General features: G+C 73.1%; 18 protein-coding genes. 12 read left to right on the top strand and 6 right to left on the bottom strand.

Translation table 11 applies throughout. The features are described 5' to 3' along the window. Positions 1 to 50: 50 nt before the first annotated feature. The 3 genes from AC07FV_RS20385 to AC07FV_RS20375 form a co-directional block, all read right to left on the bottom strand. A complete protein-coding gene (locus AC07FV_RS20385; protein WP_479088790.1) occupies positions 51 to 329 on the bottom strand; it encodes a twin-arginine translocase TatA/TatE family subunit in 279 nt (92 codons plus the stop codon). Positions 330 to 404: 75 nt separating this feature from the next. Continuing rightward, positions 405 to 860, bottom strand: coding sequence for a tellurite resistance TerB family protein (locus AC07FV_RS20380; RefSeq protein WP_384689814.1), 456 nt, complete (start codon positions 858 to 860; stop codon positions 405 to 407). A 118-nt stretch (positions 861 to 978) separates the two neighbouring features. After that, positions 979 to 1839, bottom strand: a complete 861-nt coding sequence (locus tag AC07FV_RS20375) for a sporulation protein (protein WP_479088789.1) — start codon at positions 1837 to 1839, stop codon at positions 979 to 981. A 285-nt stretch (positions 1840 to 2124) separates the two neighbouring features. On the opposite strand from AC07FV_RS20375, the gene AC07FV_RS20370 reads away from it, so the two are divergent. The 10 genes from AC07FV_RS20370 (at position 2125) to AC07FV_RS20325 (ending at position 8637) form a co-directional block, all read left to right on the top strand. Next, positions 2125 to 3465, top strand: coding sequence for a hemolysin family protein (locus tag AC07FV_RS20370; RefSeq protein ID WP_383647262.1), 1341 nt, complete (start codon positions 2125 to 2127; stop codon positions 3463 to 3465). Further along, a complete protein-coding gene (locus AC07FV_RS20365; RefSeq protein ID WP_479088788.1) occupies positions 3462 to 4484 on the top strand; it encodes a hemolysin family protein in 1023 nt (340 codons plus the stop codon). The genes AC07FV_RS20370 and AC07FV_RS20365 overlap by 4 nt, the downstream gene beginning before the upstream one ends. Positions 4485 to 4549: 65 nt before the next feature. Next, positions 4550 to 5086 carry a hypothetical protein gene (locus AC07FV_RS20360; RefSeq protein WP_479088787.1) on the top strand — a complete coding sequence of 179 codons (537 nt, stop codon included), beginning with the start codon at positions 4550 to 4552 and terminating at the stop codon, positions 5084 to 5086. A gap of 154 nt (positions 5087 to 5240) precedes the next feature. Then, the gene (locus AC07FV_RS20355) at positions 5241 to 5594 is read left to right on the top strand and encodes a MerR family transcriptional regulator (RefSeq protein WP_356602432.1); all 354 of its coding nucleotides are present in this window, start codon (positions 5241 to 5243) and stop codon (positions 5592 to 5594) included. 235 nt (positions 5595 to 5829) lie between these two features. Continuing rightward, the gene (locus AC07FV_RS20350) at positions 5830 to 6033 is read left to right on the top strand and encodes a cold-shock protein (protein WP_003975194.1); all 204 of its coding nucleotides are present in this window, start codon (positions 5830 to 5832) and stop codon (positions 6031 to 6033) included. A 233-nt stretch (positions 6034 to 6266) separates the two neighbouring features. Continuing rightward, positions 6267 to 6641: a sortase-dependent protein gene (locus AC07FV_RS20345; RefSeq protein ID WP_479088786.1), complete on the top strand. Its 375-nt coding sequence runs from the start codon at positions 6267 to 6269 to the stop codon at positions 6639 to 6641. After that, positions 6638 to 7264 (top strand): class F sortase, encoded by a 627-nt coding sequence (locus tag AC07FV_RS20340; RefSeq protein WP_479088785.1) that lies wholly within the window; start codon positions 6638 to 6640, stop codon positions 7262 to 7264. The genes AC07FV_RS20345 and AC07FV_RS20340 overlap by 4 nt, the downstream gene beginning before the upstream one ends. A 41-nt stretch (positions 7265 to 7305) precedes the next feature. Next, positions 7306 to 7797, top strand: a complete 492-nt coding sequence (locus AC07FV_RS20335; RefSeq protein WP_053134308.1) for an RNA polymerase sigma factor — start codon at positions 7306 to 7308, stop codon at positions 7795 to 7797. Continuing rightward, positions 7781 to 8287 (top strand): hypothetical protein, encoded by a 507-nt coding sequence (locus AC07FV_RS20330; protein WP_479088784.1) that lies wholly within the window; start codon positions 7781 to 7783, stop codon positions 8285 to 8287. The genes AC07FV_RS20335 and AC07FV_RS20330 overlap by 17 nt, the downstream gene beginning before the upstream one ends. After that, on the top strand, positions 8284 to 8637 hold the full coding sequence (locus AC07FV_RS20325) for a DUF952 domain-containing protein (protein WP_479088783.1): 354 nt from the start codon (positions 8284 to 8286) through the stop codon (positions 8635 to 8637). The genes AC07FV_RS20330 and AC07FV_RS20325 overlap by 4 nt, the downstream gene beginning before the upstream one ends. Before the next feature lie 113 nt (positions 8638 to 8750). Here AC07FV_RS20325 and AC07FV_RS20320 read toward each other — a convergent pair whose 3' ends face one another. From AC07FV_RS20320 to AC07FV_RS20310, 3 genes are all read right to left on the bottom strand, one after another. Continuing rightward, on the bottom strand, positions 8751 to 9065 hold the full coding sequence (locus tag AC07FV_RS20320) for an SCO5918 family protein (RefSeq protein WP_356602422.1): 315 nt from the start codon (positions 9063 to 9065) through the stop codon (positions 8751 to 8753). Between the two features lie 47 nt (positions 9066 to 9112). Next, positions 9113 to 10639, bottom strand: a complete 1527-nt coding sequence (locus tag AC07FV_RS20315; RefSeq protein WP_479088782.1) for a DEAD/DEAH box helicase — start codon at positions 10637 to 10639, stop codon at positions 9113 to 9115. A gap of 277 nt (positions 10640 to 10916) precedes the next feature. Then, positions 10917 to 11120, bottom strand: a complete 204-nt coding sequence (locus AC07FV_RS20310) for a cold-shock protein (protein ID WP_003975209.1) — start codon at positions 11118 to 11120, stop codon at positions 10917 to 10919. Positions 11121 to 11574: 454 nt separating this feature from the next. Here AC07FV_RS20310 and AC07FV_RS20305 point away from each other — a divergent pair, with 454 nt between their 5' ends. Then, on the top strand, positions 11575 to 12207 hold the full coding sequence (locus tag AC07FV_RS20305; RefSeq protein WP_479088781.1) for a glyoxalase: 633 nt from the start codon (positions 11575 to 11577) through the stop codon (positions 12205 to 12207). Between the two features lie 147 nt (positions 12208 to 12354). Beyond that, complete coding sequence (locus AC07FV_RS20300; protein WP_479088780.1) at positions 12355 to 13779, top strand: phosphatase PAP2 family protein; 1425 nt, start codon at positions 12355 to 12357, stop codon at positions 13777 to 13779. Positions 13780 to 13803: the final 24 nt, after the last annotated feature.

Here is a 13803-nt window from a genome sequence, read left to right as displayed (position 1 = left end):
ACCGGCGGATGGGCTGACGTGCCGCCGGGCCGCCGGACCGGCGGATGCCGTCAGCCCCGCGGGGCGCCCCGCTCTCCGGCCGCCGGACCCCCGTCCCCGGTGGTCCCGCCGTCCCCGGTGTCCTCGCGCCGCACCGCCTCGCCCCGGATGACCCGGGGGCCCTCACGGTCCCCCTCCGGCTCCCGTTCCCCGTCCTTCGTCTTCCGGGCCTCGGCCTTGAGGATGCGGGCCGACCTGCCCGCCGAGCGGGTCAGCTCGGGGAGCTTCCTGGCGGCGAGGACGGCTATGACGACGATGAGGATGATCGCGAGCTCGCTCAGTCCGAACACGGCACTTCCCTGGTGGACGTACGGTCGGGCCCGCGGCGCGGGCCCCCACGGAATCTACGGCACGGCCGGCGCACGTCAGAGGTCGAACTCGTGCGGCGGCAGCCCCAGCGCGAAGCAGGCCTCGCGCACCACGGCCCGCTCGTCCTTGTCGAAGTCGCCGTCGGCGCCGCCGATCACGATCCCGATCTGCACCACCGCCCGTGCCTCGGCGGGCTTCTTCTTCGCCTTGGCGATCTCCTGGAGGACGCCGACCTTGCCGAAGGCGAAGTCGGCGGTGAGCTTGTCCAGGCAGTCCTCGAAGCGGCGGCGCAGATCGTCGGCGGGGAAGTTCCCCAGCACCTCGTTGGTCGAGATCAGCTGGGCCACCCGCTGCCGCTCCGACGCGTCGACGCTTCCGTCGGCCGCGGCGACCAGCGCGCACATCGCCATGCTCGCGTCGCGGAAGGCGCCGCTCTTGAGGTCGTTCTTCTTCGCCACGAGCTGCGTCTGCATCTGCGACGCGGACTCCTTGAAGCGGTCCCACAGGGCCATGAGCACTCCGTACGGGTCGGGAGGAGGAATCGGCGGGCGGAGGGGTGCGGACCCGGGAGTCCGGTCCCCCGCGAATCCGTTCCCTCTACACGTCTGTAGAAGTTACCAGCTCGCCGGGTCACCTGGTCCGCGTCGTGGACGGCTGCCCGGGCCCATGGCCGTACACGGCCTGGAGGTCGTACGACGCCCGGTGCTCGACCAGCTCCCGGATCCAGCCGTCGACCAGGGCGGTCCAGCTCCGCGACCCGGCCGGCCCGTCGTGCGGGACGGTGAACCGGCTGAGGGCGTCGTGGCCGCCTGAGCCCGCGCCGCCGCGCCGGTCCGCCTCCAGCACCACCTCCAGGGCGCCGGGCACCGCGAGGAAGGTCAGCTCGACCTCCTCGATCTCGGCGCGGCCCCGGGGTGCGGCCAGCTCGATCCGCTGGCGGAAGGGCAGCCGCTGCCCCGTGCCGCCGACGCGGCCGTGCTCCAGACCGGCGGAGCGCACGTCGAAGCCGAGCCGGCCGAGGGCGTCCAGGACGGCCTCCTGGGCCGGCAGGGGCGCCACGGCCAGCGGGACCGGGTCCCCCGTGTCCGCGGCACCGGCGACCACCAGCTCGGCGCGCACGCCGAGCGCTGCGCCCGGGTGCCGGCCGTGGGGTCCGGTGACCGGCGTCTCCCAGGGCAGCGGCAGCGAGAAGGGCACGCCCCGCCGCTCTCCCGCGGCCGGCCGGAAGGGCCCGCCGACGACATGGCGCTCGAACACGACCGCATCCCCGGGGCCCCGGCGCGCGTCCCCGTCACCGGCCTCGGCGTGCCCGACCCCGACGTGGGCCACCAGCTCCAGCGCGACGTGCTCGACGTCCCGGCCGGCGGCGGTGCCGACGAGGTCGACCCGGCCCGACAGCACGCCCCCCGGCCGGACGGTGCCCGGATCGAGGACCGGGACGGCCGTGGGCCCGCCCGCGCCGAGGGGACCGGGTGACCGCTTGAACACCATCGAGGCGTGCACTCCTTCACATCGGTGTGGGGAACGTCCGTGCGGGGAACAACCGGAGGCATCCGACTGTTCTCTACAGGCGAGTAGAAGCTTAGGCGTCCGAGGACTCCTCAACGCTTTGCTCGTCCTTTACCATGAGGAAGAACCCTCGGGCGCCCGGCAGGTACCGGCGCCCGCCGACCCCGTTAAGGAGTCCCGTTCCGTAATGGAGCCTCCCAGTACCGGCCGTGCCACGGCCGGCCCGCAGTTCCCCCGGTACACGCGTGAGGGAAGCGGGGTGGCACGGTGACCGAGGTCCTGCTGCTCCTGCTGGCCCTCCTGCTCACCCTGGCCTGCGCCGTCTTCGTCGCCGCCGAGTTCTCCCTCACCACCGTCGAGCGCGGTGACCTGGAGCGTGCGGCGGAGTCGGGCGAGCGCGGTGCCGACGGCGCCCTGAAGGCCGTCCGGTCCCTGACCCTCCAGCTCTCCGGCGCCCAGCTCGGCATCACCGTGACCTCCCTGGTCATCGGCATGCTGGCCGAACCGTCGATCGCCGTGCTGCTGCGCGGCCCGCTGACGGACCTCGGCCTGGGCGGTGCCGCCTCGACGGTGGCGACCGTGCTCGGCGTGGTCCTGTCCACCGTCGTCCTGATGGTCGTCGGCGAGCTGGTCCCGAAGAACTGGGCGATCTCCCGCCCGCTGGCCGTCTCGAAGGTGGTCGCGGGCCCGCAGCGCGGCTTCACCACCGCCTTCGGCCCCTTCATCCGGCACCTGAACAACACGGCGAACCGCTTCGTACGCCGCTTCGGCCTGGAACCGGCCGAGGAGCTGGCGTCCGCCCGCAGCCCCGAGGAACTGGTCGCCCTCGCCCAGCACTCGGCCGCCGAGGGCGCCCTGGAGGCGGACTCCGCCGAGCTGTTCGTGCGCACCCTGCACCTGAGCGACCTGACCGCGGAGAACGTCATGACCCCGCGCGTGGACGTCAAGGCGCTGGAGGCCCACGCCACCGCCGCCGACGCCGCGAACCTCTCGCACGCCACCGGCCTCTCCCGCTTCCCGGTCTACCGGGACAGCCTCGACGAGGTCATCGGCACCGTGCACATCCGCGACGTGCTGGCCCTGGAGCCGGACCGGCGCGCCTCCACCCCCGTCACCGAGCTGGCCACCGCGCCGCTGCTGGTGCCGGACAGCCTGCCCGCCGACCGCCTCCTGGAGCGCATGCGCTCCACCCGCACCATGGCCGTCGTCATCGACGAGTACGGCGGCACGGCGGGCGTCGCGACCGTCGAGGACATCGTGGAGGAGGTCGTCGGCGAGGTCCGCGACGAGCACGACCCGGTCGAGATACCGGACCTGCTGCCCGCCCCCGCGGAGTCGGACGGCCGCGCGGCCTGGGAGGCCGACGGTTCGCTCCGCCTGGACCGGCTCGCCCGGATCGGCCTGACCGCCCCGGACGGGCCGTACGAGACCCTGGCCGGCCTGGTCGCCACCCACCTGGCGCGCATCCCGGCCAAGGGCGACGTCATCGACCTGGACGGCTGGCGCCTGGACGTCCTCGACGTCGACCACCACCGCGCCGACCGCCTCCGGGTCACCGCGCCCGCGCCGGTCCCGTCGGCCGACCGTGAGCCGGAGGTGGCCCGATGACCGCCGTACAGCTCTTCATCGGCGCGCTGACCCTGCTGACCAACGCGTTCTTCGTCGGCGCCGAGTTCGCCATGATCTCCGTACGCCGCAGCCAGATCGAGCCGCGCGCGAAGACGGGCGACAAGCGCGCCCGGATGACCCTGTGGGGCCTGGAACACATCTCCGCGATGATGGCCACCGCCCAGCTGGGCATCACCGTCTCCTCGCTGGTGCTCGGCGCGGTCGCGGAACCGGCCATCGCGCACCTGATGGAGCCGGTGTTCGAGGCGGTGCACATGCCGCACGCGCTGGTCCACCCGATCGCCTTCGCGATCGCCCTGGCCCTGGCGACGTACCTGCACATGCTCATCGGCGAGATGATCCCGAAGAACATCGCGCTGGCCGCCCCGGCGACCACCGCGATGGTCCTCGGCCCGCCGCTGGTCGCCCTGACCCGCGCGCTCAAGCCGTTCGTCTTCGGCATCAACGCCTTCGCCAACACCCTGCTCAAGCTGCTCCGGGTGGAGCCGAAGGACGAGGTCGACGCCGTCTTCACGGACGACCAGCTCGCCCGCATGGTGGTGGACGCCAGCGAGGCCGGACTGCTCTCCCCGGCCGACGGGGAGCGGCTGCGCGACGCGCTGGAGCTGGGCACCCGCCCGGTCGGCGAGATCCTGGTCCCGGCGCCGAAGATGCGTACGGTCACCCACACGGTCACCCCGGCCGAGCTGGAGCGACTGGCCGCCGAGGCGGGCTTCTCCCGCTTCCCGGTGACCGGCCCGGGCAACGCCGTCCTCGGCTACCTGCACATCAAGGACACCCTGGGCATCACCGACCGCGAGGCGCCCTTCCCGCGCGCGGCGCTGCACCGCGTCACGCGGGTCCGCATCGACACCCCGCTGGACGACACCCTCACCGCACTGCGCGCCGAGGACAGCCACCTGGCGGCGGTCACCGGCGAGACGGGCGCGGTGCTGGGCTTCGTGACGATGGAGGACGTCCTGACCGAGCTGGTGGGCCCGGCCGCGGTCACGTCGTGACCTGACCCGGACCAAGGACGCGCGGGCACCCGGGAACTCCCGGGTGCCCGCGGTCGTCTCCCCCGGTGACACCGCTGGGGGAGGCGCTCATGGCCATGGTCGGCCTGTTCTGGATCACCGAGGACTGCGTGTACGTGGGGGCCGAGCCCACCGGCACCGCGCCGGGCGTGCGGCTGACCAAGGACGGGGTCGAGACCCTGGGACTCGGACAGGGCGGCCGCCGCTGGGGCTGGGACGAGGTCCGGGAGATCGGCGTACGGGACGTCGCCGTGCGGTCCGCCGCACGACGCCTGCTCTCCATGGCGTTCGACTCCGCCCTCGTGCTGATCAGCGGAGACGGCGACCAGCCCCCGGCGTTCACCGTCGAGGTGGTGACCGAGTCCGACGGCACGGTCGGGGCGAGCGTTCTGGCCGCCGCCCCCGGCGGCATCCACACCCCGGACGAGTACCGGCTCTCCCGCACCCTGCTGACCCGGCTCGCCGACGGCGACACCTCCGTGGAGGACCTCCTCACCTGGCGCCGTGACCACTTCGGCGCGGCCGCCCCGACCGGCGACGAGCGCCTGGCGCTGCTCCGCCGCTGGACGACCGCCCCCGCCTGAGGTGGGGGGCCCGGACGGCCGGGTCGGCCCGACGTCGCCCCGGATGTACGTTCGCCGCGGCAGCTTTCCGGCAGGCGCGACTAGAGTTCGGGTGTGGGGGAAACCGGTCCCCCGCGGCGGCCCGTGTCCGATGCGGTCCGCGGGAAGGCACTGCATGACCCCGGAGAGCAGGCTGAACGCCGCAGGTCGGCCGCAGGCCGCCGACCGGCTCGACGACGACCAGTACCCGGCGTACACCATGGGCCGGGCGGCCGAGCTGATCGGCGCCACGCCCGGTTTCCTCCGCGCTCTGGGTGAGGCGGGTCTGGTCAGTCCGACGCGTTCGCAGGGCGGGCACCGCCGCTACTCACGCCGGCAACTGCGCCGCGCGGCGCGCGCCCGTGAACTGGTGGACCAGGGAACGCCCATCGAGGCCGCCTGCCGCATCGTCCGCCTGGAGGACGACCTGGAGGTGGCGCTGCGCATGAACGAGGAGCTGCGCCGCGAGGCCGAGCGGCGCGACGAGTGAAAAACTGACCCCGATGAAACAGATATGCGTCGGACACCGGAAAAACATTCCGTGCCGAATCTCCCGGCATCTCCCGGCGTTTCATTTCCGGGGGTGGCGATTCATTACGTGCTAGGCTGGACGTCAGTTGCAGTTGTGGTTGCCATTTGTGTTACCGGTTTTCCGGGCAGGTGATCGCCGCAGCGATGTGAAGGCCCGCGAAGTGCGGGCCTCAACACTGCCTAGGAGAAAAAACATGGCTTCCGGTACCGTGAAGTGGTTCAACGCCGAAAAGGGCTTCGGTTTCATCGCGCAGGACGGCGGCGGCGCCGACGTCTTCGCCCACTACTCGAACATCGCCACCCAGGGCTTCCGTGAGCTCCAGGAGGGCCAGCGCGTCAACTTCGACGTCACGCAGGGCCAGAAGGGCCCGCAGGCGGAGAACATCGTTCCCGCGTAACGCGCGCGCATCACGCATCACTGAGCAGGGCCCGCACCGCACGGTGCGGGCCCTGCTTCGTCATGACGCGGCGGTCACCCGCCCGGGCTCCCGTGCCCCGCACCGCACCAGCCCTCCGCGGGACGGCTTTGCCCTTTCTTTGCAACCCGCCCCGCCGCCGCCTCGTCTCTCCGTCCGATCCACCACCCGCGCGACCCGCGCGCACCCGGAATCCGACGAGAGAGAGCGACCCGATGCGCCGAACCATCCTCACCGCCGTGGCCCTGGCGTGCACCGCCGTACTGGCCGGCACCGCACCCGCGTTCGCCGACGACCCCACCCCGGCCCCCGCCGCCCCCGCGTCCGCCACCCCGAGCCCTCGCACCGAGCCGAGCGAGGCACCGTCTCCCTCCGTCAGCTCACCGGCCCCGGCGGCCGAGCCGACCGAGGCACCGGCCGACCGCCAGGTCTCCACCGTGCCCGAGGGCGCGCCCGACACCGGCGTCGCCGCACCGGCCCCCTCCGGAGCCGGCGACGGGGCGCTCGCCGCGGGCGCCGGTGCCGCGCTCGCCGCGGGCGGCGCCGTCCTCCTCGTCGTGCGCCGTCGGCGGGCGGCGACCCGGGCATGACGATCCGGTCCGGGCGCGCCCTCGCCACCGCCGTGCCGGCCGCGGTCCTCCTCGTGGGCTGCGCCGCCGGGCCGGGCGACGAGAGGGCCGCGCCCGCCCGTTCCGCGACCACGGCGCCGCTCGCGCGTCCCTCCGGCGAGAAGGCGCGGCCCCTGGAACGTTCGGTCCCCGTCGGCCTGCGCATCCCGGCGATCGGCGTCGACACACCGGTGATGCGGCTGGGCCTGGCGGCGGACGGCACGGTGGAGGTCCCGCCGGTCACGGCCGACGACCGCGCGGGCTGGTACCGGCACTCGCCGACCCCGGGTCAGGTGGGGCCGTCGGTCGTCCTCGGCCACGTCACCGTCGGCACCCACGGGGACGGCGTCTTCCGGCACCTCGCGCGTCTGCACCGGGGTGACCGGATCGAGGCACGCCTGGAGAACGGCACGACGGCCGGGTTCACGGTCACCGCCGTACGGACGGTGCCGAAGGCCGACTTCCCGACGCGGGACGTCTACGGGGACGTGGACGGACCGGAGTTGCGCCTCATCACCTGCGGCGGACCACGCGTCGGCGAGGAGTACCGGGACAACGTGATCGCCTTCGCCGAGCTGAACCCCGCTTCCGGCGCGCACTCCTGACCGACCGTGCGCACCACAGCCCCTCACCACCCTGGAGAGCGTTGAAACGGTCCCGTGACAGGGCGGCTTCCGAACTGTTCGCCGCCCTGTACCCGCGCCTCGCCGGCTGGTGCCGCCGGCTCGTCGACGACGACGAGACGGCCCACGAGATCGCCTCCGAGGCGTTCACCCGGCTCTGGGCCCGCTGGACGTCCGTGGAGGAACCGCGCGGCTTCCTCTACGTCACCGCCGCCAACCTGGTCCGCGACCACTGGCGCAAGCTGGAGCGCGAGCGGCGGGCGGTGCGCCGGGTCACCGCGGAGGTCGCCGTGCGCCCGCACCCCGAGCAGTCCGACCCCTCGGTGCGGATGCTGGTGCAGTCCCTGCCCGAGCGGCTGCGCGTGCCGATCCTCCTGCACTACTACGCTGACATGCCGATCCGGGAGGTGTCCGTGCTGACCGGGCGCAAGGAAGGAACCGTCAAGGCCGACCTGCACGCGGCCCGCGAACTGCTCCGCGTCCACCTGAGGAGAAGCCTTGACCACACGCCTTGACGACGACCCGGACGAGCCGGGCTTCGAACGGGGGGAGAGTGACCCGCTGTTGGTCGTGCTGCGTCCGGGCGCCGACTGCCTGGGCCCGCCGCCCGGGCGCTACGAGGCGATCCGCCGGGTGGCGTCCCGCCGGCGCCTGCTGCGGACCGCGGCCGGTGCCGCCGCGACCGCCGCTGCCGCCGCCCTGATCGTGCTTCCGCTGTACCGGGCGGCCGCTCCCGCGCCGCCCACCCGTCCGACGGCTCCGCTGGCCCCGCCTCCCGCTGCGTCCACACCGCCGGCCCCGCCGACTCCAGCGCCGCCCCGCGACTCCTCGCGGAGTCCCGTGCCGGAGGCGTCCGTCTCCTCCGCCCCGGCACTGCCGCCGACGGCCACGCCGAGCACCGTGCCCACCGAGCGGTCGGCCGCGCCGAGCACCACGCCCACCCCGTCGGAGGCCGACGGCCCGTCGGAGTCCGGCGAGGGGACCGCTGCTACAACGGGACGATGATCTATCACGTGGTGCCGCTCGCCGACTGGACCGCCGATCCCGGCCGGCCGTACGCCCCCGCCTCCCTGGCCGAGGACGGGTTCGTCCACTGCTCGCCCGACGAGGAGACCACGCTCGCCGTGGTCAACGCCTTCTACCGCGGCGCGCCCCGGCCGCTGCTGGCGCTGGCCCTCGACGAGCGGCGGCTCACCGCCCGGTGCGTCTGGGAGGCGGCCGATCCCGCGCCACCGCCCGGGGTGCCCGACGGCACCCTCTTCCCGCACGTGTTCGGACCCCTCGACCGCGAGGCCGTCCGGCGCGAGCTGCACGTCCGGTGGGACGACGAGGGCCGGGCCACGGAACTGTCCTGACGGAAAACGGAAAACGGAAAGCGGAAAGAGGGCGGGGCCCTACGGAAAGAGGGCGGGGTCACCAGCTCGCGCTCGTGGCCCCGCCCTCTTCTCAGGCGTGTCTCAGGTGTCTCTCAGGCGTCCGGGGACGTCGTGCCGCCGAGCAGCGCGGACGCGGTCTCCACCGGCGTGGCGGCGGGCGCCGGGGTGGCGTCGGGGGCCGCGTGGCAGGTGAACCCGAGGCGCGCCATGGCCCGGGTGACCTCGCCGCCGGAGAAGTCGCGGCGGTCCTGCCGGGTGACGACCTCGCCCACCTGCTTGACGGGGTAGCGGCGGCGGCCGATGGTCACGGACTCACCCGTGACGGGTTCGGGCGTGATGCCCTTCATCGAGTCCAGCACGCCGTCCTTGGTGAGGTCGAACGGGTACCGGGCGATGACACAGCGCATGATGCCTCCACAGGGGAGAGGGGACGTGGATTGCTGTTCGCTGGGGTTCAGGCGGCCGAGCCACCGGCGGACTGGTGCCGCGGCCTGCGGCGCGGGGCCTCGCCGACGGGCCGGCCCTGGCCGCTGCGACCCTGGCCGCCGCGGCCCTGCGTGGGAGTGCCCTGACCGGTGCGGCCCTGCGCGGAGCGGCCGCGCCGGCCACGGGACGAGGAACCCCCGCCGGACGCGGCACGCCGGGGGCGCTCCACGACCGGTGCGGTGATGACGACCGGGACACCGGACGGCGTCTGCGCCCCGGTGATGCGGGACAGCTCGTCCTCGCCCGACCGGATCGGGGTGACCAGCGGGGTGATGCCGGCCGAGGCCATCAGCCGGGTCATGTCGCGCCGCTGGTCCGGGGTGACCAGGGTGACGACGCTGCCGGACTCGCCGGCGCGGGCGGTGCGGCCGCCCCGGTGCAGGTAGTCCTTGTGGTCGCTGGGCGGGTCCACGTTGACGACCAGGTCGAGGTTGTCGACGTGGATGCCGCGCGCCGCGACGTTGGTCGCCACCAGCGCCGTGACGTGCCCGTCCTTGAACTGGGCGAGGGTCCGCGTGCGCTGCGGCTGGGACTTGCCGCCGTGCAGGCCGGCCGCGCGCACGCCGCTCTTCAGCAGCTGCTTCACGAGCCGGTCCACCCGGTGCTTGGTGTCCAGGAACATGATCACCCGGCCGTCGCGGGCCGCGATCTCGACCGTCGCGCGCTGCTTGTCCTCGTCGTGCACGTGCAGCACGTGGTGCTCCATCGTGGTGACGGCACCGGCCGACGGGTCGACGGAGTGCACCACCGGGTCCGACAGGTAGCGGCGGACCAGCCGGTCGACGTTGCGGTCCAGGGTGGCCGAGAACAGCATCCGCTGGCCGTCGGGCTGGACCTGGTCGAGCAGCGCGGTGACCTGGGGCATGAAGCCCATGTCGGTCATCTGGTCGGCCTCGTCCAGGACGGTGATGGTCACGTCGTCCAGGCGGCAGTCGCCGCGGTCGATGAGGTCCTTGAGCCGCCCGGGCGTGGCGACGACGACCTCGGCGCCACCGCGCAGCGCGCCGGCCTGCCTGCCGATCGACATGCCGCCGACCACGGTGGCCGACCGCAGGCCCACGGAGCGGGCGTACGGGGCGAGCGCGTCGGTGACCTGCTGGGCCAGCTCACGGGTGGGCACCAGGACGAGGGCGAGCGGCCGCTTCGGCTCGGCGCGCCGGCCGGCCGTACGGGCCAGCAGGGCGAGGCCGAAGGCGAGCGTCTTGCCCGAGCCCGTGCGGCCGCGGCCGAGCACGTCGCGGCCGGCCAGGGAGTTCGGCAGGGTGGCCGCCTGGATCGGGAACGGCGCGGTCACGCCCTCGGCGCCGAGAGCGGCCAGCAGCCGGGCGGGCATGTCCAGCTCGGCGAAGGACTCGACGGCGGGCAGCGCCGGGGTGATGGTCTTCGGCAGGGCGAACTCGCCCTGCGGGGCGGCCGGTCGGCGCCCGGAGGTCTGGGAACGGCGGGGGCCGCCGCCACCCGAGCGTCGGCGGTCGTTGGTGCGTACGCGGTTCATGCGGAACCTTCCTTGATATGGCACGTATCAAGGGAGACCCGCAGCGGAGGAGCAGCGCAGGGAATCGCAAGAACGAGCCGGCCCCGGTCGATCTCGGCGTGAGGCGCCGATCGGACCGGGAGAAACGAGGGAAACGGGAAATTCGAGAGCGCGGGGCGATGCGCGGGGCGGAGATCAGAACCCCGCGGGGCGCTCGGCGCCCGGAAAAGCGGCGAGCTGGGGCCCGCACCCCAAGGTGCGGGCCCCAGCTGCGAAGTACGCGTGCGCGTGGTGTGCGTCAGGCCGGGGTGATGTTCTCGGCGGTCGGGCCCTTCTGGCCCTGCGCGATGTCGAACGTCACCTTCTGGCCCTCGAGCAGCTCACGGAAGCCCTGGGCGTTGATGTTCGAGTAGTGGGCGAAGACGTCGGGGCCGCCGCCGTCCTGCTCGATGAAGCCGAAGCCCTTTTCCGCGTTGAACCACTTAACGGTGCCGGAAGCCATGTTTTCTCCTTCGGTACGGTGCTCGGAGTTCACCCTGTGTGGACTCCGGTCGCCGTGATCACCCCGTCGGAAAAACACCTTCAGGCAACCACAACTGCAACTTCCCACGACACTAGCACGCCGTGATCGCCCGGTCGCTTGCAATAGAGTTGCCCCGCACGGACCGACCGGACGGGATGAGGAATATTCCCCGGGCGTGCCATTGGTTTCTCACGCGATGGCGTCAGATATTGCTCCGCACCGACCACAGGATCGCCGCCCGCCCCGGCTCGCCGCACCGTCATGACCTCGCAGGACGGCCTCCCGCGCGGCTGTCGGCGCCTCCCGGGAGGAGGGAGGGCGCCACGGACGGCGTACCGGCCGAGGGAGACAAAGCCCACGTCGGCCGTACGGACGCGCGGACGGTCAGTTTTCGAGAAGCACCGGCGGCCCGACCGCCCCTAACGTCGCGGACATGAACGCCATCGACTCCGTCATCCTCGAGGTGGCCGACCCCCGGGCCGCCGCCCGCTTCTACTCCGACGCCTTCGGGCTGGACCCGTCACGGGTGCGCGTACGGGCCTCCGACGCCCCCTCGACCGGGTTCCGCGGCTTCACGCTGTCGCTCGTGGTGTCCCAGCCCGGCAACGTCGACGCGCTCATGGGCGCCGCCCTGGACGCCGGTGCCACCGCGCTCAAGCCCGCCTCGAAGTCGCTGTGGGGATACGGCGGCGTCGTGAGCGCCCCGGACGGCACGGTCTGGCAGATCGCGACCTCGGCGAAGAAGGACACCGGCCCGGTCACCCGGGACGTCGACGACCTCGTGCTCCTCCTCGGGGTCGAGGACGTGAAGGCCGTCAAGCGGTTCTACGTCGAGCGCGGTCTCACCGTGGCGAAGAGCTTCGGCGGCAAGTACGTCGAGTTCGACGCGGGTACGGGCGCCGTCAAGCTGTCCCTGTACAAGCGCCGCGGCCTCGCCAAGGTGGCCGGCGTCTCCCCCGAGGGCACCGGTTCCCACCGGCTCGTCCTGTCCGGCGGCGACGGCCCGTTCAGCGACCCGGACGGCTTCGTGTGGGAGCCCGCGGCGCAGGCGCCGGCCGCCGGCTGACGGGGAATCCGTATTCACCTCGACTTACGCGCCCGGAACCCGCAATGTAATCATTCCGTCTTCTCTGCCGAAGTGGTCCACGGGTGGAGAATGCGCATGAGCCGCAATAGGAATAATTCATCTCAAAAAGAGCAAAACGAATAAAGAATGAGACGCATGCCATCACGGGTGTTTTCGCGAATAACCAGCGGAACCGAGCCTTCTGCTGAGCTTCGGTCACGGGCGGGACTGTGGGCCGCGGCGGGTGTGGTGACCCTCGGTTTCCTGGTCGCGCTGGAGATCGCCGCACGTCGCTACGGCCTGCCGGGACCGATCACCACCCAGGCGAAAGAGGTCGTCTTCGCCCCCAAGTCGGGGCCGCTCCTCTACGCCAGCATGGCGTTGATGATGGTGGTGCTGACCTGGCGGCAACGGTTCCTCGCGGCCGGTCTCGCGATCGGCGTCGACGTCGTCTTCGCGCTGGTGCGCTGGGCGGCCGACGCCGAGGTGACCGAGGGCTCGCACTTCGGCAACGGCGCGCTGTGGGTGATGCTGGGCTGCGCGGTCCTCGCCGTCACGCGGCGCACCGGCCCGGAACGCCTCCTGCTGCTCAAGGGCGTGGGTCTCGGCCTGCTGCTGGTGGCCGGGCGCAAGACGGGCGACACCTGGCTGCTGATCACGTCCAAGACCCGCCCGGCGGTGCTCGACCAGTACGTCGCGACCGCGGACCACGCGCTGGGCGACCCGTCCTGGCTGGCGGGCCGGATCATCGAGGCCGCCGGCCCGGGCGGCGCCCACCTGCTCGACTGGGTCTACACCCAGCTCGCGGTGGCCGCGGTCGTCGTCGCCCTGTACCAGTTGCGCCGGGTGGCCGCCGAGCGCCGCTTCCCGAGGCACCACCTGGTCCGCACCTTCCTGCTGATCGGTCTCCTCGGACCGGCCGTCTACATGATCTACCCGGTGGTCGGACCGGTCTTCGCCTACGGCACCGGAGCCTTCGGCACCGGCGGCGAGCAGTGGGCGGTGGCCCTCCTGTGGCCGGACATGCCGCTGCCGTCGGGTCCCCCGCAGTCGATGACGTACGACGAGATCACCCCCCGGAACTGCATGCCGAGCCTGCACACGGCCTGGGCCGTCGTGATCTTCATCCACTCCCGCGGAGGCCCGCGGCTCCTCCGCTACGCAGGAACGTTCTGGCTGGTGGCCACGCTCGCCGCGACGCTGGGATTCGGCTACCACTACGGCATCGACCTCGTCGCCGGTGTGGTCTTCGCGGTCACCGTCGAGGTGGCGCTGCGCACGTACGACCGGGGCTGGGACCGCGCGGGGGTCCGGCTGGTGTCCTACGGGGCGGTGGTCTTCGCCGCGCTCCTGCTGTCGTCCCGCTACCTGTCGACGGAGATGGCCGCGCGCCCGTGGCTGTTCGGGCCGCTGCTCCTGCTGGCGATGGCCTCGGTGGTCCTCGGCTACGTTCGGACCACCAGGGGCTGGCGGCCGCGGGCCGTCGTACCGGCGCAGCGCTCGCAACCGCCCCTCGTCCCGGTCCAGGCCGACCTGCCGGACAAGGCGGTCCCCGTGGCCGAGCCCGGGTGACCACGGCCGCGGGGCGGCCGCCGC

This window comes from Streptomyces sp. NPDC045956 (assembly GCF_056430705.1).
This window is presented reverse-complemented; position numbering and strand designations above follow the sequence as displayed.